This window comes from Sandaracinus amylolyticus (assembly GCF_021631985.1).
In the GTDB taxonomy this organism is placed as follows: Bacteria; Myxococcota_A; Polyangia; order Polyangiales; family Sandaracinaceae; genus Sandaracinus; species Sandaracinus amylolyticus_A.
In genome coordinates, this window is sequence record NZ_CP070225.1 from 2,255,681 (window position 1) to 2,276,342 (window position 20,662).

Genomic DNA, 20,662 nt, shown 5'->3' on the forward strand with positions numbered 1-20,662 from the left:
CTCGCCGTGGTGGCGGCCGATGGTCTGGACCTCCGGCGACCGCCTCGTCGCGGTGGTGCTCGCCCTGCGTCGCCGTCCCGCGCAGAACCGCGGTACCGGGCGTACCGGGCGTGGGGTGGTGGGTCCGGCCTCACACCGGAGCCTTCTCGCTACGGCTCCCACACCAGATCGAGCCCCCACGACGTCGGCGGCACGTACGTCCCGCTCCCGACGAGGTCGAACGGGAACTGCAGCTCGATGTTCACGCCGCCGCCGACGCCGCCGGTGCCGCCGCCCGCCTGGTTGCCCGCGCTCGTCGTGACGAAGCCCTCGACGTACGCGCCGAGCACCACGTCGCGGATCGCGTCGGGGATGATCGCGTCCGCGTTGAAGCCCGCGCGGATGCGCGTGTCGCCGAGGTTCGCGCCGGTCTCGATCGCGATGAGCGGGAACGCGTCGCCGAACTGCTCGCGCAGGCCGAGCGTGAGGATGCCCGCCGCGATCCCCGTCACGACGCGCGCCGCCTGCTCGGTCGCCGCCTGCGTCTGCGCGCCGCTGTCCTCGCCGAGCGTGCGGCGACCGCTCACCAGCAGCGCGATGATCTCGCCCTGATCGCTGGTCTCGGTCGACGAGAAGTCGATGCTCAGGTTGCTCAGCGTGCCGCCCGCGGTGACCGTGATCGTCGCGCCGCCGCCGCCCGGGAGCTCGTAGACCGCGACGAGATCGACCTGCGGATCGAGCTCCTCGGTGCCGCCGAACACCAGCGATCCGCCCTGCACCTCGAAGCGCTTGCCGAACACCTCGAAGTAGCCGCGCTCGAGGTTCGCGATGCCGCCGACGTAGAGGTTCGGATCGAGATAGCGCACGTCGAGCTGCGCGCTGACCTGCACCGCGAAGTCGTTGCGCCGCACCCAGAACGGATCGCTCGCGTCGACGTAGAGGTGCACCGGATAGCCCGGTCCCTCGTCCATCCCGAGCTCGCGCGCCTGGGTGCCGATCACGAGGATGTCGGGGTGCTCCTCGAGCGATTGCACGCTGCCCGCCATCTGCTCCGGCAGTCGGATCGTCAGGCCCTCGGTCGTCACCGTGCCCTCGAGCCCGTCGCTCTCGATCGTCACGCGCGTGTCGCCGCGTCCGGAGATCGTCGCGAGCACCGCGCCCTCGCGGCGCACCGGGAACTGATCGGGCTGCACGTCGAGGTACGCGTAGGTCGGGATCAATCCTCGCAGCCCGATCTCGCCCGAGACCTCGACGGTGCCCTCTCCATCGCGCGCGAAGAGCGCCTCGCCCGCGGGGATCGTCACGCGATCACCCGCGAACCGCAGCGCGCCGTGCACGTCGACGAGGTGCTGTCCGAGCGGCACCACGCGCACGCGTCCTTCGCGCAGCGAGACGCCGCCCGCGACCTCCAGCGTCTCCCACGGGCCGCTCGCGATCAGCCGTCCGTCGGCGATCACGTCCGACTCCGCGATCTGCGGGATCAGCGCGAGCACCGGCTCGAGGTGCGCGTCCGCCATGAGCATCGTGAGATCGAGATCGCGATCGAGCAGGACCTCGGGGATGAAGCTGCCGATCGAGAAGCGCAGCGGCACCGAGCCGCGCAGCACGACCTCGGTGTCCTCGGGCAGCTCGGTCGAGCTGCACTCGGCGAACGGCGTCGTGAGCTGACCCTGCGCCGCGATGATCGCGCAGGCCTCGGCGCGCTCCTCCTCCGAGGTGCCCCCGACCCGCGCTGCCGCGAGCACGTGGTACGGCATCGTGCCCTGGCCGCCGTCGTCGCCGTGCGCGACGCGCAGCTGGGTGATCTCGAGGCGCGCATCGAGCTGCGGCGAGTCGCCGAGCACGTCCTGCACGATCACTTCGGCCGTCGCGACGCCCGACGCGCGACCGCAGGTCCACGGCACGTGCTCGAGCGGCATGTCGAGGAGCTGCACGAGCAGATCGGGATGGGGCAACGTGAAGGCCCCGTTCGCGAGCCAGTCGTCGAGCGGCGTCTCCGCCTCGGCGCGCCCGAACGCGATCATCCGGCCCTGGCTGAACCCGCTGAGATCGACGCGCGTCGTGCCCTCGTGCAGCGTGCCCTGGAGCTGCACGATCGGTCGCAGATCGCGCGCGCACGGATCTTCGAGCGGCGCCTCGACCCACTCCATCGTGCCGGTGATCTCGGCGCGCGCGGGCTGTCCGTCTCCGCCCGCCGCCGAGAGCGCGAGCGCGCCCACGACACCCTCGGGCACGCGGCGCTGCAGCGGGCGCGGCCAGCTCGAGAGCAGACGCGGTGCGATGCGCGCGGCGAAGCTCCAGGGCTGCTGGCTCAGCGTGCGCAGGAACGCCGGCAGATCCGCGGGCGGATCGTCCATCGAGATCGGGATCTGGGCCTCGGCCATCGCGAGCTCGCCGGTCGTGTCCGCGAGCCACACGCGCTGCACCGTGAGCTGATCGCCGACCAGCGCGAGGTGGATCTTGGCGCGCAGCTCCGACCAACCGGGCAGCGCGAAGCGATCGAGGATGATCACGCCGGGATCGATGCGCGGCTCGGCGACGGTGCCTCCGATGCGCACGTCGCCACCGATGCGGCCGGTGATGCCGAGCGCCTGCAGCTGCTCGCCGAGGAAGGGCGTGAGGAACGCGAGGTTGAGGTGACCGGCGTAGACGTTCAGCCCGAACTCCGCCTCGCGCGCGAAGCGATCGGGATCGGTGAGCGCGGCGAAGGGCACCGCGATCGGGCCCTCGACGCCCAGCGTGCCGCGGGTGCCGAAGTCGCCCTGCACGTTCGTCGTGAGCACGCCGTCCGAGTACCCGAGGTCGTACGCGATGTCCGCGTTGCGCACGCGATCCCAGCTCAGGTCCTCGACGCGCCCGCGCAGCGTCACGTCGGGATCGCGCAGCGGGCCCTCGAGCTCGAGGTGGCCGCTCGCGGTGCCGCGCAGCGACTCGAGCCCGCCGCCCACCAGCGCGCCGACGCGCTCGAGATCGAGCCCTGCGACGTCGACGCTCGCGGTGCTCGGCCCGCCTCCGGTCGCGATGCGCGCTTCGCCCGCGAGGCGCTGCCCGCTGCCCTCGATCTCCGCGCCTTGGATCGACACCGCGCCGGGATCGATGCGCACCGTGCCGATCGCGCCGCGCATCGGGCCGAGGCCCACGTCGAGCGCGGCGTCGGGCACGTGGATCTCCCAGCGATCGCCGTGGCGATGAACGCGCGCGTCGACGTCGAGCGCGCGCACGTCGCGCCCGCGCGAGCTCCACTGCAGCACGTACTCGCTCGGGCCTCCGTCGATCCGCGCGTCGACGGTGCCGAGGTCGCGCCCCGCGATCGCCACGCCCTGACCGTCGACGTCGAAGTGCGCGATCGGTCGCGCGAGCTCGCCGCGGGCGCGGCCTCGCACCACGAGGCTGCCCGCGCGCACCGTGCGATAGCGGAAGCCGCGCAGGCGCAGCTGCGTCGTGAGCGCGAGATCGGTGCCGCCCGGGCCCGACTCGACGTCGAGCGTGCCCTCGGCCGCGCCGTGCAGCCCGGGCACGAAGTCGGCGACGTTGGGATCGCCGCCGAGATCCTCGACGTCGATCCTCGCGTGCACGTCGAGGCTCCCGTCGAAGCCCACGCGTCCGCGCCCCTCGATCACGCCGCCGAGGTGCGGCGCCTCGACGCGATCGATCACGACCGCGTCGGCCTCGATCGCGCCCTCGCTCTCGAACGCGGGCACGAAGATCCCGGCGACCTCGAGCGGGCGCGCGGTGACGCGGAAGCGCGCCCGCTGCGGCGCCTCGGGATCGCGCGCGACGTCGAGGCGCATCGTGCCGCCGATCGCGATCGGCGGCGCCGCCGGCACGAGCTCCTGGAGATCGAAGTCGTACGTCTCGAGATCGACCTCGAAGTCCTGCTCGGTCGCGATGCGCCCGTGCACCGTGAGCGGCCCGGCGTCGTGGGTGATCCACGCATCGAAGCGCAGATCCTCGACCGGGCCCTGCATGCGCGCGTCGCCGCGCATCCTGCCCGCGAGCTGCTCGGTGCCGGGGATGCCCATCTCGTGCAGCGTCTCGAGGCCGAGCTGATCGACGTGGACCTCGAGGTCCATGTGCATCGGCGCGTCCTGGGGGCCGGGGAGCGTGGGATCGGGCGCGTCGGGGCGCGTGAGCGAGAGCCGCGCGCGTGCGGTGTCCTCGCCGCGGCGCGCGCGCATGTACGCGCGCATGCCGACGCGCCAGTCGGTGTCGAGATCGAGCGTCGCGTGCTCGACCTGGGTCACGCCGCCGTAGGGGCCGGTCATGCGGCCCTCGAGGTGGTGCACGTTCACCACGACCGTGCGCGCGATCTCGAGTCGGCCGCGCGCCTCCGCGCCCTCGACGTGCAGGTTCTCGTAGTTGGGGAGATCGCCGCGGATGTCGGCGTCGACCACGTGCAGGCCGTCGAGGACGATCGGGATCGCCGACGCGGGGCCGCCGCGATCGGGCCCGGGGCTCGCCGGCTCGAAGGCCTCGAGCAGCGACACGGTCTCGCCCTCGGCGCCCGAGACGTAGAGCTCGATCTCGACGTGGTCGGCGCGCGCGGCGAGGAAGTGGATGCGTCCGCCGAACAGGATCTCTCGGTAATTCGGCCAGATCTGCAGGCGATCGACGCGGATCACCGCGCGGCCCTGGGGGTCGCGCAGCACCACGTCGCGCGCGATGATGCGATCGGTGTCGAGCTGCTCGATGCGGCCGACCTCGAGGTCGCCGCGCAGCGCGCCGCTCGCGAGCCGCTCGATGAGCTCGCGCGCGACGAGGCGCATGCGACCGGTGAGCGAGTGCAGCGCGGCGCTCACGATCAGGCAGAGCACGAGCACGAGCGTCCAGCCGAGCCCGCGCAGGAGGACCAGCGGCGCGCGGCGCAGCGCCCGCACGAAGAGCGAGCGCTGGGGAGGCGCGTTGCTGCTCGCCTCCGTCATCTCAGAACGCCTCGCCGATCGTGAGGTGGATCGCGCCCGGGAAGCTCACGTCGAAGATGTCGATGTCGGGGATCGGCGTGCAGCCGTCGTTCTGATCGTCGCTCTGACAGAAGCGGCGCGGGTCGGTGCCGCCGACGTACTGCAGCGCGTCGGGACGGAACGCGATGTCGAACCGGATCGGGCCGACGATGGTGCGGTATCGGAGCCCGAGCCCGAAGGCGAGGTTCAGCGCCTGGAAGTCGAACGCGTCGCGCGAGACGTTGCCGACGTCGCTGAAGAGCACGAGACCGATCTCGGTGGTCAGCGGGAAGCGCAGCTCGAGCGAGCCCTCCCAGCGGTACGTGCCGCCCGAGATGATGATCGGACGATCCTGGGGCCCGCCCGGGACGTACACGCCGCGCACCTTGATCTCGCGACGCCGCACGTCGCCGAGGAGACCCGGCGGGAAGCCGCGGTTCGAGATCGAGCCGCCGCCCTGGAGCTGCTGCGAGAGCGGGCCGAGCTCGTCGAGGTCGTAGATCGTGTCGACGTCGCCGAAGCCGTAGGTGTCCCCGATGAACATCGCGCCGACCGCGAAGCGCGCGGCGAGCACGATGCCGAGACCGAGCGGGACGTAGCCGCGGCCCTCCGCGGTGATTCGCAGGTAGTCCCACGACGAGACGCCGGCGACGCCCGCCTCCTGGAAGCCGACGGAGAAGAACGCGCCGAGCGTCGGATTGCGCGGGTCGTCGCGCAGATCGAGGGTCGCGATCTGTTCGAGGAAGAGCACGCGCGTGGTCTCGCGTTGCGACGCCTCCTGCAGATTCTGACCTTCGTCGGGCACGAAGAGATTCCCGCGGATCGCGCTCGAGACGTAGAGGCGCCCGTCGAAGAACGTGCGCTCGAGGCCGATGCGCCCGTCGAGCTCGTGTCGGAAGAAGCCCCACAGCGGGATCGGGCCGTAGTCGTGGGTGAGGCCCGCGAAGAGCGAGGTGCGCGCCTCGATGAACGCGGGCCAGCGCACGGTGACGCCGATGCGATTGCCGAGCGTGGGCCCTTCGCCGGCGTCGCTGGTGAAGCCCGGGAACTGCGCGGGGAAGATGAGCCGCGGTCGCTCCTCGAGGCGCACCCGCAGCATGTTGCCCAGCAGGTTGCGCCACTCCGCGACGAGCAGGAGATGGATGTCCCACTGCTGCAGCGCGATCTGGTTGACGGTGGTGACGCCGCCCTGGGTCTGGGTCCCGAAGCTGAGCGTGTCGCCGGCCTGGATGCCCACGCCGAGACCGAAGCGCTCGAGGCGACCGGCGGAGACGCGGATCTCGAGATCGACCGCGCGCGCACCCTCGGGCACCGAGGTCGGCGCGTCGGTGCAGTAAGGCGTCGAGGGCGGCGACACCGGCGTGTCGGGCGACGCGTTGAGCCCGGTGTCGGTGTCCTCGACGGCCGAGGTGATCACGTCGGCCTCGGCCTCGGTCTCCGTCTCGGCCTGGGTCTGGGCCTCGGCGGCGGTCTCGGGCGCGGTCTCGGTCTCGGGCGCGGTCTCGGTCTCGGGCTGGGGCTCGATCTCGGGCGCAGCCTCGGGCTCGGGCGCGGGCTCGGCCTCGGGGGCCGGCGTCGCTTCGCTCGGTTGATCGTCGCGCGGCCTCGCTTCTTCCTCGGCGGCGCGCTCGGCCTCCTCGCGCTCCTCCTCCATCGCCTCGAGCGTCGTGTGGCGGATCTCGACCGAGCCCATCGTGCCGAGCGCGAAGATCGCGCGCTGCGCTTCCTCGATCTCGCTCAGTCGGAACTCGTCTCCCGGCGAGAGATACGTCGCCGCGAGGATCGGCCCGGGCGGCAGCTCGCCGTAGCCGGTCACGCAGATGCGCCCGAGCACGCCGCGCGGTCCGGTCTCGATGCGGAAGAGCAGGTACGCCTCGTGGCGCGTCGCGTTGAGCTTCACCTCGCCCTCGACGCGCGCGTCGGGGTATCCGCTGTCCGCGAGCACGCGCACCATCGCGCGCTTCGTGCGCTCGTAGAGCGCCTCGTCGAAGGGCATGTCGCGGCGCAGCTCGAGGGCCGCGCGAAGACGCAGGCGCAGCGACTCCTCGATCTCGCGCTCGCCGCGCAGCGTCACGCGCGCGACGCGGACCGGCTCGCCCTCGTCGACGGTGAACGAGACGCGCACCTCGCAGCCCCGCGTCTCGTCGGCGACGCACGACGAGGGCTCGCGTCCCGCGATCGCGCCGCCCTCGCCGAGCGCCTCGACCGGCTCGACGCGGCTCGCGACGACCCGGCCCTCGTAGTAGCCGCGCGCGCGGAGCCAGCGCTGCACGCGGAGCATGTCGCGCTCGAACACGCTGGCGTCGAAGAGCGGCCAGTCGGTCCACGGCCACGAGAAGAGCTCGATGCGGAGGCGCGATCCGTCGAAGGGCGGCTCGCCGCACTGCAGCGACGTCGAGGCGCCGAGATCGAACGCGAACGTGCCGCGCTCGCGCGTCCCGAGGCACGCGCGGAGCGCGGCTTCGTCGAGATCCTCGAGCCCCTCGACGTGCACGTCGGAGACGCCGTAGCGACCGTTGGGGATCACGCCGACCGTCACCTCGAACGAGAGCGACACGCCGAGCGTGAGGATCAGATCGACGTCGGACTGCGCGCCTTCGCCGAAGAGCCCGAGGACGGCGCGCGCGTAGAGACCCGCGGAGACGGGCCGCATCAGCGAGAGCTCGTAGCCGAGCGCGAGATCGATCGCGAGCTCGGGCCCGTGCCACGCCATCGCGCCGACGTGCGCCGAGATCCACAGGCTGCCCGCGGCGCTGCCACCCGGTTGATCGAGATAGCCGCTCCGGTCGTCGAGCAGGCGCAGGCGCCCGCCGAGCCCACCGTGCACGAACGTCGCGCTGGGGATGTCCTGCGTGGTGCCGTCGGCGAGCATGCGGGGCGGTCCGAGCGACCACATGTGCCCGGCGCCGATGATCAGCTCGAGCGCGAACGGCGCCGCGAGCTGCCAGTCGACGCCGCCCCACACGAAGAGACCGGCGCCGCGCAGGCCGGCGTCGTCGGGCGCGAGCAAGCCGACTGCGGGTGTCGCGAACGCGGGATCGAGGTGGAGGTTCCACTCCGACGAGTCGGCGCGCGCGTCTGGCACCGCGATGAAGAGCGTCAGCACGAAGCCGAGCGCGAGTCGCTGCAGGGCGGCGCGCATCGTCAGGGCTCGAGCGGCAGGCTGGCGGGCCGGTCGAGGGCGAGCGCGCCGCGCGGCACGCCGTCGAGCTGGATGCGCCCGAGGTCGTCGGTGCGCGTGACCATCACGCTGCCGTCGGGGAGACGCAGCGCGAGCGTCGCGCGGCGCAGCACGTCGCGACCGTCGGCGCTCCACGCGATCACGTCCGCGCGATCGACGGGCGCGGGCAGCGAGGGCGCGCGGCAGGCGTCGCGCGCGGCGCTCGGGATCGGATCGCGCGCACATCGAGCGAGCGCATCGCGTGCCCGAGCTGCGTCGATGGAGCCGTGCTCCGCCGCGGCGTGGGCCCAGCGCGCCGCCGCTGCGCGCACCACCGCGGCGTGGCCGGGCGCGAGCCACGCGAGCGGATCGGCGCCGTCCGGGCACGCGCCGGCGCCCAGCGCGGCGCGCGCGATCGCGGCGTTCGCGCGGATCCAGGGGTCGCGCGAGCGCGCGAGCGAGCACGGCAGCTCCGCGTGCTCGGCGGTGAGCAGACCCCGGCGTGCGAAGCGCGCGAGCGCGAACGACGCCGCCGCCGAGCGCGGCCACGGCATCGAGGACGCCTCGCCGGCGAGCCACGCGAGGCTCGCGGCATCGCCGTGCTCGCCGAGGCGCGAGAGGGCGACCAGGCCCGCCGCGTCGTCGCGACGCGCGGCCTCGATCACGGCGCGCCGTGCATCGGGCGCGTCGATCGACGCGAGCGCCGCGACGATCGGCGCGCGCCGGCCCGGCGCCGCGGTCTCGAGGATCGCGACGAGCGCGGGCTCGAGCGCGACGTCGGGCGGCATCGCGGCGAGGGCCGCCGACGCGAGCTCGGGATCGGGCGATCGCGCGAGCTCGAGGAGCGACGCGCGCACGTGCTCCGACGATGCCTCGCCGAGCGCGCCGTTCGCGCGCAGCCTTCGCGCGCCGGCGCCCACCGCGACCAAGAGCGCCTGGCGATCGACCGGCGTCGCCTCGGCCGCGCGCGTCGCGAGCGTGCCGATCACGTCGTCGTTCGCCGACGCGCCGATCGCCCGCGCCGCGGCGTGGCGCACGCGCGCGTCCGGCGCATCGAGGAGCGGGATCAACGACGACGCGCCCTCGGGCGCGCCGACCTCTCCGATCGCCTCGACCGCGGCGAGACGCACCGCGTCGTCGTCCTCGAGCGCGCGGTGGAGCGCTGGCAGCGCGCGCGGTGCGCCGATCGCGCCGAGCAGACGCGCGATCGACGCGCGCTCGGCCGCGGGGGCGGGACGCTCGAACGCCTCGAGCAGCGGATCCGCGGCGCGCCCGTCGGGCCCGCGCAGCGCGGTCCATCGCGCGAGCGCGTCGATCGCGGCGCTGCGCAGCTCGGCCGCAGGGGCGCGCAGGCGCTCGAGGATCGGCAGCAGCGCGTCGTCGCTGCCGGTCGCGCCGAGCGCTGCGAGCACCCGCGCGGCGTCGCCGCGACCGTCCTCCAGCGCGCGCACCAGGGCCGGCGCAGCGGGCGCGAGCGACACGTCGGGCGCGAGCTCGATCATCGTGCGCGCGAGCGCGTCGACGCTCGATCGTGCCTCGGCCGCGTCGAGCGCGTCGGCGAGCGCGGGCACCACCAGCTCGTCGCCGCGCGCCGCGCGCTGGCGCAGCGCCTCCGCGGCGATCGGTGCGAGGGCAGGGCGCGCCAGCGCTTCGATCAGCGTCGCCCGTGCGCGCTCGCTCGGGAGCCGACCGAGCGCCGCGGTCGAGGCCCGCGCGATGCGCTCCTCGGGCGCGCTCACCCTCAGCGCGAGCGCGTGCGCCGCGTCCTCGTCGCCGATGCGCGCGAGCGCGGCGATCGCCGCGAGCTGCACGTCGGCGCTGGTGTCGTCGAGCGCTTGCACCAGCGGCGCGATGCCGCGGGGATCGCCGAGATCGCCGAGCGCTGCGGCCACGGCGGCGCGCACCTCGGGCGCGTCGTCGCGGGCGCGCGCGACCAGCGGGACGATCGCGCGACCATCGCGCAGCGCGACGAGCGCTCGGACCGCGGCGATGCGCACGTCGGGATCGCCATCGTCGAGGCGCGCGACCAGCGGGACGATCGCTTCGTCTCCGCCGATCGCCGCGAGCGCGTCGACCGCGGCGCGACGCACGTCGGCGCGCGCATCGCCGAGCGCGCGCACCAGCGCGGGCAGGGCGCTCGGATCGCCGATCGCGCCGAGCGCCTCGGCCGACGCCGCGCGCAGATCGGCGTCGGGATCGGCGAGCCACTCGGTCAGCCGCGGCACCGCCGCGAGGACGCGCGCCTCGCCGACCGCGTGCACCGTCTCGATGCGCACCTCGCGCTCGGGAGCGTCGAGCGTGGCGAGCAGCGCGTCGTGCGCCTCGTCGCCGGGGAGCCGCGCCAGCGCGCGCACCGCTTCGATGCGCTCGGCCGGCTCGGCCGACGTGAGCGCACGCCGCAGCCGAGCAGCGCGCCCCTCCCACTCGAAGCCGAGGTGGAGCAGCGCCGCGAGCGCGAGCAAGAGAGCGAAGCGGCGGCGTCCGAGCACCGTGCGACGGTTGTAGCGCGCGAGCCGCCTCGCGCGCGAGGGAGCCCGCACGCGCGCGCCTCTCGCCCGTCCGAACGCCGCCCGCGACACCCGCCCTCACATGGGCACGCGGTCGTGGGTGGCGAGGGCGACTGCTAGGCTCGCGGGCCATGCACCCCGCGTTCACTCGCTTCCCCGCGATCGACGTCCCCTCGAACGGCCTCCGCTTCCGCGTGCACACCGCGGGCGAAGGCGATCGCGTCGCGCTGCTGCTCCACGGCTTCCCGGAGAGCTGGTTCTCGTGGCGCGATCAGATCCCGCACCTCGCGCGGCTCGGGTATCGCGTGTGGGCGCCGGATCTGCGCGGCTACGGCGGCACCGACAAGCCGCAGGACGTCGCCGCGTATCGCATGGAGGCGCTGCTCGACGACGTGGCGGGCCTGGTCGACGCGGCGAAGCCGCGCGAGCTGCTCCTCGTCGCGCACGACTGGGGCGGCATGGTCGCGTGGGAGTTCGTGCGCCGCCGCGTGCGCCCGGTGGATCGCTTCGTCGCGATGAACATCCCGCACCCCGTGCTCATGCGCCGGGCGCTGCGCAACAACCCGCGCCAGCTCGCGCGCAGCTGGTACATGTTCCTGTTCCAGCTGCCCTACGTGGCCGAGTGGTACCTCGCGCGCAGCGACTACCGCGCGATCAAGGGCGCGTTCGTCTCGATGGCGATCGATCGCAAGCGCTTCCCCGAGGAGGTGCTCGACGTCTATCGCGACAGCGCCGCGCAGCCGGGCGCGCTGCGCGCGATGCTCAACTGGTACCGCGCCGCGCTCCGTCATCCTTCGCCGGCGAAGGGCGCGCAGCGGGTGATCGACACCCCGACGCTGCTCCTCTGGGGCGAGGAGGACGCCGCGCTCGGCAAGGAGCTCACGTTCGGCACGGAGGATCTCGTGTCGGATCTGACGGTCCGCTACATCCACGAGGTCTCGCACTGGGTGCAGCAGGAAGCGCCGGAGACGGTGAACGCGATGCTCGAGGCGTGGCTCACGGGACGGGTGGTGCCGCAGGCTTGGGAGATCGGCGGGCAGGGCACGTCGCGGGTCGAGGCGGTCGCGGAGGAGTGAGCGAACGACCGAGCACGTGCGCGTGCTCGGCCGTTCCACCGCTGCTCAGTGCGCTGCGAGATGCTGCTCGAGGAACATCACCGCGAGCTCCGTGAACACGTCGCGGTTCTCCTTCCTCAAGAACCCGTGCCCCTCGTTGCGCGCGAGCATGTACCAGACGTCGTGCCCGCTCGCGCGCACCGCGCGCACGATCTGCTCGGCCTCGCTCGCCGGCACCCGCGGATCGTTCGCGCCGTGCGCGACGAAGAGCGCGCTCTGGATGCGCTCGACCCGCGAGATCGGCGAGATCTGCGCGAGGAACGTGCGCATCTCCGCGTTCGACTCGTCGCCGTACTCCACGCGGCGCAGATCGCGCCGGTAGGCCGCGGTGTTCTCGAGGAACGTGACGAAGTTCGCGATGCCGACGATGTCCACGCCCGCGCGCAGTCGATCGCCGAAGTGCACCAGCGACGCGAGCACCATGTACCCGCCGTAGCTTCCGCCGTAGACCGCGGCGCGCGACGCGTCGAGCTCCGGCTGCTGCGCGATCCAGTCGAGCAGCGAGCCGATGTCGCGCACCGAGTCCTCGCGGTGGAGGCCGTCGTCGAGCGCGAGGTAGCCCTTGCCGTAGCCGTCGCTCCCACGGACGTTCGGCACCAGCACCGCGATGCCCGCCTCGCTCGCGAGGAACTGCACGATCGGGATGAACCACGGGCGCGACTGCGCCTCGGGCCCGCCGTGGATGTAGACGACGACCGGGGCGCGCGTGCCCTCGGCCACGCCGCGCGCGCGGTAGTAGAACGCGGGGATCTCGCGGCCGTCGAAGCTCGTGTAGTGGATCAGCGAGGGCTCGACGAACGCGCTCGCGTCGAGCCCGCCGATCTCGCTCTCGGTCCAGCGCTCGAGGCGACGGCGCCGAAGATCGAGCACGTACGCGTCGACCGGCGTGGTCGCGGTGCCCATCGACACCGCGACCATCGGGGCGTTGCGGGCGGCGACCAGCGACGCGACGACGCCGCGCGGCGTGCCCTCGATCGCCGTGATGCGGCGCGTGCGGGCGTCCATCGTGCGCAGCACCGAGATGCCGTCCTCGTTCGTCGAGAACACGAGCGTGCGCCCGTCCGCCGAGAGCACGACGTCCTCGACGTTCCACGGGATCGCGCGCGACAGCGGGCGCCACTCGCTCGCCGGGCTCGCGAGGTCCACCTCGTAGAGCTCGACGAACTCGCTGCCGCGATCGGACGCGATGTACGCGCGCTGACCGCTCGCATCGAACACCGCGGCGCGATCGGCCGCGGTCACGCCCTCGGGCGAGATGCGCCGCACCTCGCGCGTCGCCACGTCGAGCAGGTGGATGCGCGAGTCGGTGATCGACACGTACTCGAGCAGCAGGATGCGCGCTCCGTCGCGCGACCAGTCGAGCAGGTGCCAGTCGCCGGTGCGCTCCACGAGGAGCTCACCCGGCGTCCGCCCGTCGCCGACCCACACGTCGATGTCGCGCTCGTTGCGCGCGTTGCTCGTGTACGCGAGGCGCGCGCCGTCGTGCGAGAAGAGGAACCCGGGGTGGCGGTGCGTCCCGTCGGTGAGCAGCGTCGAGCGCCCGGTGCGGCGATCGAGGCGATAGAGCTGGTAGTTCTCGGAGCCCCCGACGTCGGCCTGGTAGAGCACGGCGTTCTCGTCGTTCGGATAGAACGCCGCGGCGCGCACCGGCTCTTCGCCGAACGTGAGCTGGTGTCGATCGCCGAGCGGCGCGCGCACCTGGTGCACCTGCGCGGTGTCGGCGAAGCGCGTCGTGACCAGCAGCGACGAGCCGTCGGCGGCGATCGACTCGGCGGTCGCGGCGCGGGTCTCGAGGTACTGCTGCAGGCGCGCGTGCAGCGCGGGCGGGATCTCGGGCGTGCCGTCGAGCACGACCATCGCGCTCGTGTCGGCGCTCGGCGCGGGCTCGCCGCCGGCGGAGGGCTCGGCCTGGGGCGCAGGCTCTTCGGCGGCGGTCGTCGCGGTGGTGTGCGTCGAGGGTGGGCACGTCGCGCCGCATCCCGCGATCGTCGTCGCGAGGAGCAGCGCGGTGAGGCGGTGTCGTGTGCTCGTCATGTCGCGCGCGACCATAGCGCGCGCGTCACGAGTCCGGGGACCTGGACTCGGAAGTCCAGGACCTGGACTCGGAAGTCCAGGACCTGGACTCGCGCTCAGGGCGCGACCTGCGCCACCTGCGAGAGCGCCATGAGGCCGAGCATGCGGCGCAGCTCTTCGGTCGTGAGGTGCGTGCCGAGCGCGAGCTGCGTGCCCTGCACCGCGACGGTCGCCTCCTCGAGCGGCCGGTGCATCCCGATCGCGCGCACCATCATCTGCGACGCGTAGTACGCGCGCTGCTGATCGAGCCACGTCTGGGCTGCGCTCGCCTCGGCCTCGCTCGCGAACTGCGCATCGATCGCGATCACCGCGCGTCCGTCGGGGCCCTCGTCGACGAGCACGTTCGTGCGCTGGGGCGGCGTCGGATATCCCTCGCGCGCAGGGAGCGGCACGCCGACGAGCATCGTCGCGATCTCGCCCTCGCGCATCGACGTGAGCTGCGGCTCGAGCGCCTCTTCGCTGCCCTCGGGCCGACGCAGCGCGTGATCGCGCGCCACCGATGCGATGCGCTCGAGATCGTCGTCGGGCGCGAGCACGAGCTCGTGGGGCGCGGTGATCACGAGCGAGTAGGGCACCGTCGTGCGCTCCATCGGCCACGCGATCGCGGCGAAGCCACCCACGTCGCGCCACGCCGGCTGCGAGCCGCGATCGACGGCCATCGCGAGCAGCCGCTGCCGCACGTCCGCCTCGGTGTGCGGGTGCCGCAGCACGACCACGCGGCGATCGCTGTACACGGCATCGCCGCCGACCAGGATCGCGTCGAAGTCCTGCACCGGGTCGACGCCCGAGCTGCCGGCGAGGCGCTGCCACGTCGTCGTCGATCGGATCGCCGACGCGATGTCGAGCGCGAGCGGCGAGCGCCGCACGCGCGCCATGTCGAGCCGCGCGATGACCTTGGTGCCCGCGGGCAGGAAGCTCGGCGGCGGCCCGCTGGGCCCCCGCGCGACCTCGGTCTCGCTCCCGCTCGTCGCTTCGTTCGCGGGCTCTTCGGCGGTGCTGCCGCAGCCGGCGAGGATCGCGAAGAGCACCAACGAAGCACGCAGAGTGGCTCGCGTCATAGGCGCGCAGGCTAGCAGCCCACGTCGAGGCGAGCCGAGCGCACCTGCTCGTGTGAGCAGTTTCGACGGGGTCCGGACCGAGACCGAGGCCGAGGCCGACCTCCGGATCCGTCGTCTACCCGCCGCAGCGCTGACGCATCCGCCAGAGCATCGCGAGCACGCGGTCGAGATCGCGATCGATCTCCTCGCACACGCCCGCGTCGAGGTGCCGGTACAGGCACGCGAATCTCAGCGCGCGTCGCAGCTCGCTCGCGCTGCCGGCTGCGGTCTCGATGCGCAGTCGTCGATTGCCGCGCGCGTTGTGTCGCTGCTCGCCGAGATTGAGCAGCAGACTTCCCGCCGCGCGCTCGACCTGATCGGCCAGCCATCGACTGCGCAGCTTCAGCCGCTCTGCATTCTCGCCCAGTCGAGCGACCGCGCGTTCGGCCACCACCTCGACGTCCAGCACACCTTCGTTCCCGCTCATTCTCGCCCTCCTCGCTGGCGCTCTCCGGAGCACGCACCGCGAGGGCGAAGCCCGGTGCTCCGGAGAGAGACGGCGAGGAGGAAAGGGTCCCAGTCGTGCGCTCTCTCCGAAGAACGCACGTTCCGCCGACGAAGCGCGCACCGCTCGTGACGCCCGTCGTTCGGCGGCGCGAGCGATGCGCGCCGGCGGCGCACTCGAGCGCTCGAAGGCCTCGGACTCGGACTCGGCCTCGGACTCGGACTCGGACTCGGACTCGGCCTCGCCTATCCCGCCCGCCGCGGCGCAACTTCCTCCGCGCCGCGTCCCGGCAGCCGCCGCGCGCCCGACTCGTCGACGTCGCGCACGGCGCGCACCTGCACGTCGACCTCCATCCCGATCGCATCTCCCGGGAACCCGATCCAGGTCCCCGTGATCGGCGCGAGCGACGCCGGATCGCGCGCGACCGCGACCCGCACGAGGTGCGCGTTGCCCACGCGGCCGTGCGTCGGATCGAGCTCGATCCATCCCGCGCCCGGCAGGTAGACCTGCACCCACGCGTGCGTCGCGCCGCCGCGCGGCGCGGGCTCCACGTCGCGGCTCGGATCGTAGAGGTACCCGCTCACGAAGCGCGCCGCGAGGCCCAGGCTGCGGCACGCCTCGATCACCAGCAGCGCGAAGTCGCGGCACGCGCCCACGCCTCGCGCGAGCGTCTCGAGCGGCATCTGCGTGCCCTCTTCGTCGCGCGGCTCCCAGCGCAGCTCGTCGTGGACCGCGCGCACCATGCCCTCGAGCAGCTCGAGCGCCGGTGTGTCGCCGCTCGTACGCACGAAGCGGCGCGCCCACGCGTCCACGCAGCCCTGCGGATCGGGCGAGTGCCGCGTCATCGCGCGCTGGAGGTCCGGCGCTTCGATCGCCGAGTAGCTCACGGGGAGCTTCACCGATGCGCACGCGAGCTGCGCTGGCGACTCCTCGCCCGCGTGCTCGACCTCGAGCGTGCTCTCGATGACGAGCGTGCGCGCGCGCTGCGCGAACGTGGCGTGCGCGACGATGTTGCCGAGCGCGTCCTCGCCCCACCGCAGCGACGCGCCGGGGATCGCCTGGATGCTCGCGCGCAGCACGCGGAGATCGGGCCCCTCCTTGGGTCGCAGCAGCAGTCGGTGGGGCCCGAACGAGACCGCGCGCGCATAGCGGTACACCGTCCGGTGCTCGATCCTGAACCGCCTCATCCGCCTCGTTCTCCGAGACACGCGTCGTTCGCAGGTCGCGTGCCGCGCGCCTCGTGCGCCGTCGTGCCCCGTGAACGTGGAGAAGGTGGCATCCACCGTGCACCCACACGCGCGGCTCGAGGCAGCCGAGGAGCCCGTGATGAAGGCCTGGATCGCCGTGTTCGTCGCCGCCGCGTTGATCGCCGCGTTCCTCGGGTTCGCGGGGATCGTCGAGGGCATCGGCGCGCTCGCGGGGGCCCTCGTCGCCGGCTTCGTGGTGTTGACGATCATCGCGCTGCTCTCGCCGCCGCGGCCACGTCGAGAAGCGTGACGGGGCGATGTGCCTCGTCGCGGTGATGCGCGCGTGGCGGCGAGGAACATCGCCACGCGTGAACCGTGGCGACGCGACGACTCGGGCGAGACGACGAGACACGGACGGGAACCGAACGAATGAACGAACGACCGGCGAAGGAGGCACTGCTGTGAGGATCGACCTCGCTGACGACCCTGGAACCGACACCGTACGCCACGAGACTCCGGACCCCGCCGTCCTGCGTGCACTCGCGGCCGCGCTGCGATCGCTCAGCAAGGGCGGTCGTGAGAGCGTCTACGAGGTGGACGTGATCATGCGCTGCTCGCCGGTTCCGCCCTGGCGCATGCACGCAGCCTTCTGGTGGTGCGTCGATCGCGGATGGCTCACGCCCGCATCGCGCGAGCCCGACGCGTTCGTGGTCGCCCCCGGCGCGTGGAGCGCGCTCGAGAGCGGAGCGTTCCAGCGCGAGCCGTCGCCGATGTTCGTCGCGCAGGCGTGACGCGGCGCCGAATTGCGAAGAGGCCGGACGCGAACGCGCCCGGCCTCTTCTGCATCTGCGTGTCGCGCGGCCCCTCCTCAGGGCAACATCCGCTTCAGCCGACTGATCACCGCATGCGTCCGCAGCTGCTCGGGCAGCAGATACTGCTCGACCAGGATCTTCCCCTCGCGCGAGAGCCCACCGAGATCGCGCTGGTAGTCGTTGCGCCCGTGGTCCTCGCCCTGCTCGAGCACCGCGATCGCCGCCTTCGGCCCGAACGCCTTCGCGCCGCCCTCGATCATCTTCACGAACGCGCCCCACGGGCCCGAGCTCTCCGCGGCGACGCCGCCGCGTCGCTGGATCTCCTCGCGCAGGCGCATCACGCGGTGCTCGTGCGAGCGCATGCAGTCGCGTAGCTCCGCCGCCTCGGGAAGGCTGCCCAGGCGATCGATCACCTGCCGGTACGTCTCGACCGCGCTGATCTCACCGCGCAGGAACGAGTTCAGCTGATCGACCTCGCTCGTCGTCGTCGTGCGGGTCACCTGCACGTTCTGCATCGCGTCCTCCTTCGCTTCTGACGTGTTTCGGCACGTCGCTGCGGTGCATCGCTCGTGCCCGCGATCACGCGCTCGAGCGCGGGCGACAGAAGAGCTTCACCGAGCGGCCGACGAGCTTCGTCACCTCGCCCGGCGCGCGCCGCTCCTGCGCGCCGTCGTTCGTCGTGTCGAGCAGCAGCTCCCACGCGCGCTCGGTGCCGACGTCGGCGAGGTGGAAGTCGAGGTCCGCGGCGCTGCCGTTGAGCAGCAGCAGCAGATCGTCGTCGAGCTGCGGATCGCCGTTCTCGTCGACCGCACCGACGCCTTCGCCCGCGAGGAACACCGCGAGGCTCGACGTGACCGGGTTCGCCCAGTCCTCGTCGCTCATCTGCGCGCCGTCGTGCCGGAAGAACATGATGTCGTGCACGTCGGTGCCGCGGATGCGACGGCCTCGGAAGAAGTCCTCGCGACGCAGGTTCGGGTGCTCGCGCCGGATGCGCAGCACGCGCTGCGTGAACGCGAGCAGCGCGCGCCCCTCGTCGTCGAGGCTCCAGTCGATCCAGCTGATCTCGTTGTCCTGGCAGTACGCGTTGTTGTTGCCGCGCTGGGTGCGCGCGAGCTCGTCGCCCGCGACGAGCATCGGCGTGCCGCACGAGAACGCGAGCGTCGAGAGCAGGTTGCGCATCTGGCGCGCGCGCAGCGTCTTCACGTTCGCGTCGTCGGTGTCGCCCTCGACGCCGCAGTTCCACGAGCGCTCGTCGTCGTTGCCGTCGCGGTTGTCCTCGCCGTTCGCCTCGTTGTGCTTGTGGTTGTACGAGACGAGGTCGCGCAGCGTGAACCCGTCGTGCGCGGTCACGAAGTTGATCGACTGGTAGGGCGCGCGGCCGTTGCGCTGATAGAGGTCGCTCGAGCCCGTGAGCCGATATCCGAGCTCCGCCGCGATGCCGCCGTCGCCGCGCCAGAACGCGCGGATCGTGTCGCGGTACTTCCCGTTCCACTCGGCCCAGCGCACCGGGAAGTGGCCCACCTGGTACCCGCCGGCGCCGACGTCCCAGGGCTCCGCGATGAGCTTCACCTGCGAGAGCACCGGGTCCTGGTGGATGATCGTGAAGAAGCTCGAGAGCTGATCGACCTCGTGCAGACCTCGCGCGAGCGCGCTCGCGAGATCGAAGCGGAAGCCGTCGACGTGCATCTCCTCCACCCAGTAGCGCAGCGAGTCCATCACGAGCTGCAGGGTCTGGGGATGACGCATGTTGAGCGTGTTCCCGGTGCCCGTGTAGTCGAAGTAGAAGCGCGGATCGTCGGGCACGAGCCGGTAGTACGTCGGGTTGTCGATGCCCTTGAACGACATCGTCGGCCCGAGGTGATTGCCCTCCGCGGTGTGGTTGTAGACGACGTCGAGGATCACCTCGATGCCGGCGCGGTGGAGCTGCTTCACCATCTCCTTGAACTGCCGCACCTCGGTCGCGAGGCCGTCGCCGGAGCGATAGCGGACGTCGGGCGCGAAGAAGTTGAGCGTGTTGTAGCCCCAGTAGTTGCGCAGCCCGCGATCGAGCAGGAACCCGTTGTCGGTGAACGCGTGCACCGGCATGAGCTCGACCGCGGTCACGCCGAGCTTCTGGTAGTGCTCGATCATCGCGGGGTGCGCGACGCCGAGGTACGTGCCGCGGACCGGCTCGGGGATCTCGGGATGGCGGAACGTGAGCCCCTTCACGTGCGCCTCGTAGATGACGGTCTGCGCGAACGCGGTGCGCAGCGGCGCGTCGCCTTCCCAGTCGTAGTGCGAGTCGCACACCACGCCGAGCGGCGCGCCGTTCGCCTCGCTCTGCGAGGGCACGAGATCGCGATCCTTGTGCAGCAGCTCGAACGCGAAGAGGCCCGCATCGCGCCGCTCGAGGCCGTCGATCGCGCGCGCGTAGGGATCGAGCACGCGCACCTTCGGGTTGAAGCGCAGCCCGCGCTTCGGATCGTAGGGGCCGTGCACGCGGAAGCCGTAGCGCTGGCAGGGATTCACGCCTTCGACGTACGCGTGCCAGACGAACGCGGTCTGGTAGCGCAGCGGCACGCGCGTCTCGCGTCCTTCGGGATCGACGAGGCAGAGCTCGACCGCCTCCGCGTTCTCCGAGTAGAGCGCGAAGTTGGTGCCTCGACCGTCGAACGTGGCGCCCAGCGGGTAGGGCGATCCGGGTCGCACGCGGCGCTGGGCGCCGGCCTGCGGAGGGGGCGAATAGACGACGTCTCCGGGGTCCTTCGCGATCACGTGGTGAGCTCCATCCTGGGCCCCGCACGAAAGGGGGCCGAGGGCGGATTGCAGCGCTCGTGCCTCGCGAGAAACGAGCCACATGCGTGCTTTCACGCGTCACCGAGTGGGGCGCAGCGTCTCGATCGGAGGCGCAGTGCCTCGTACGCGTCATTCGCGCGGCGGCAGCGGCTCGACCGGGAGATCGGCGTCGTTCAAGAGCATCGACCCGACGTGTCGAGCGAGGACGCCGATCACGATATCGACCACCGCCTCGTTCACGTCCCACCGTAGGTCGCTCTCGGGGAGACGGCGCAGCTCGCTCCAGATCTCGCCGCCGAGCTCCCGGACACTCCTCGAGCGCGATGCCGCGCGAAGCGCTCGAAGCTCCGCGAGCAAACGCGGCAGGTCCTGACGCGCGTGGGCGATGAAGTCGTAGTCGGCCTCCGAAGCGCCCGACATCTCGATGTCCTCGCCCGCCGTGCGAACGATGCTCGAGCCCCCAAAGTGATCGCGTCCTTCGACGAACGCAGTCCACGGTCCGCCGGTCGCCGCTTCACAGCGGCGCTCGATCTCGTCGAGCTCGGCGTCGGTCAGTGTCTCGCTCATCGCGC

13 protein-coding genes are annotated in these 20,662 nt (G+C 72.6%); 3 read left to right on the plus strand and 10 right to left on the minus strand.

Features of this window, described 5'->3' with window-relative positions; genetic code table 11:
* Positions 1 to 149 precede the first annotated feature (149 nt).
* From I5071_RS09275 to I5071_RS09285, 3 genes are read right to left on the minus strand one after another with little or no spacing between them, the layout of a single operon-like run.
* On the minus strand, positions 150 to 4,901 hold the full coding sequence (locus tag I5071_RS09275; RefSeq protein ID WP_236605051.1) for a translocation/assembly module TamB domain-containing protein: 4,752 nt from the start codon (positions 4,899 to 4,901) through the stop codon (positions 150 to 152).
* A gap of 1 nt (position 4,902) precedes the next feature.
* Positions 4,903 to 8,061 (minus strand): BamA/TamA family outer membrane protein, encoded by a 3,159-nt coding sequence (locus I5071_RS09280; protein WP_236605052.1) that lies wholly within the window; start codon positions 8,059 to 8,061, stop codon positions 4,903 to 4,905.
* A 2-nt stretch (positions 8,062 to 8,063) separates the two neighbouring features.
* Positions 8,064 to 10,619 (minus strand): HEAT repeat domain-containing protein, encoded by a 2,556-nt coding sequence (locus tag I5071_RS09285; protein ID WP_236605053.1) that lies wholly within the window; start codon positions 10,617 to 10,619, stop codon positions 8,064 to 8,066.
* Positions 10,620 to 10,717: 98 nt separating this feature from the next.
* Between I5071_RS09285 and I5071_RS09290 the strand changes: the two genes are divergently transcribed.
* A complete protein-coding gene (locus I5071_RS09290) occupies positions 10,718 to 11,662 on the plus strand; it encodes an alpha/beta fold hydrolase (RefSeq protein ID WP_236605054.1) in 945 nt (314 codons plus the stop codon).
* Positions 11,663 to 11,707: 45 nt separating this feature from the next.
* On the opposite strand, the gene I5071_RS09295 is transcribed toward I5071_RS09290, so the two are convergent.
* From I5071_RS09295 to I5071_RS09310, 4 genes are all read right to left on the minus strand, one after another.
* Positions 11,708 to 13,735, minus strand: coding sequence for a prolyl oligopeptidase family serine peptidase (locus I5071_RS09295; RefSeq protein WP_236605055.1), 2,028 nt, complete (start codon positions 13,733 to 13,735; stop codon positions 11,708 to 11,710).
* A 95-nt stretch (positions 13,736 to 13,830) separates the two neighbouring features.
* Positions 13,831 to 14,832, minus strand: coding sequence for a hypothetical protein (locus I5071_RS09300; RefSeq protein ID WP_236605056.1), 1,002 nt, complete (start codon positions 14,830 to 14,832; stop codon positions 13,831 to 13,833).
* A gap of 115 nt (positions 14,833 to 14,947) precedes the next feature.
* Complete coding sequence (locus tag I5071_RS09305; protein WP_236605057.1) at positions 14,948 to 15,298, minus strand: four helix bundle protein; 351 nt, start codon at positions 15,296 to 15,298, stop codon at positions 14,948 to 14,950.
* A 263-nt stretch (positions 15,299 to 15,561) separates the two neighbouring features.
* On the minus strand, positions 15,562 to 16,503 hold the full coding sequence (locus I5071_RS09310) for a transglutaminase family protein (protein ID WP_236605058.1): 942 nt from the start codon (positions 16,501 to 16,503) through the stop codon (positions 15,562 to 15,564).
* Between the two features lie 139 nt (positions 16,504 to 16,642).
* On the opposite strand from I5071_RS09310, the gene I5071_RS09315 reads away from it, so the two are divergent.
* Both I5071_RS09315 and I5071_RS09320 read left to right on the plus strand, forming a co-directional pair.
* Positions 16,643 to 16,813, plus strand: coding sequence for a hypothetical protein (locus I5071_RS09315; protein ID WP_236605059.1), 171 nt, complete (start codon positions 16,643 to 16,645; stop codon positions 16,811 to 16,813).
* A gap of 325 nt (positions 16,814 to 17,138) precedes the next feature.
* Positions 17,139 to 17,294 carry a hypothetical protein gene (locus I5071_RS09320; RefSeq protein ID WP_236605060.1) on the plus strand — a complete coding sequence of 52 codons (156 nt, stop codon included), beginning with the start codon at positions 17,139 to 17,141 and terminating at the stop codon, positions 17,292 to 17,294.
* Between the two features lie 77 nt (positions 17,295 to 17,371).
* On the opposite strand, the gene I5071_RS09325 is transcribed toward I5071_RS09320, so the two are convergent.
* From I5071_RS09325 to I5071_RS09335, 3 genes are all read right to left on the minus strand, one after another.
* A complete protein-coding gene (locus I5071_RS09325; protein WP_236605061.1) occupies positions 17,372 to 17,830 on the minus strand; it encodes a DUF2383 domain-containing protein in 459 nt (152 codons plus the stop codon).
* Positions 17,831 to 17,894: 64 nt separating this feature from the next.
* The gene (gene glgX, locus I5071_RS09330; protein ID WP_419249645.1) at positions 17,895 to 20,003 is read right to left on the minus strand and encodes a glycogen debranching protein GlgX; all 2,109 of its coding nucleotides are present in this window, start codon (positions 20,001 to 20,003) and stop codon (positions 17,895 to 17,897) included.
* A 216-nt stretch (positions 20,004 to 20,219) separates the two neighbouring features.
* On the minus strand, positions 20,220 to 20,657 hold the full coding sequence (locus tag I5071_RS09335) for a hypothetical protein (protein ID WP_236605063.1): 438 nt from the start codon (positions 20,655 to 20,657) through the stop codon (positions 20,220 to 20,222).
* Between the last annotated feature and the right edge of the window lie 5 nt (positions 20,658 to 20,662).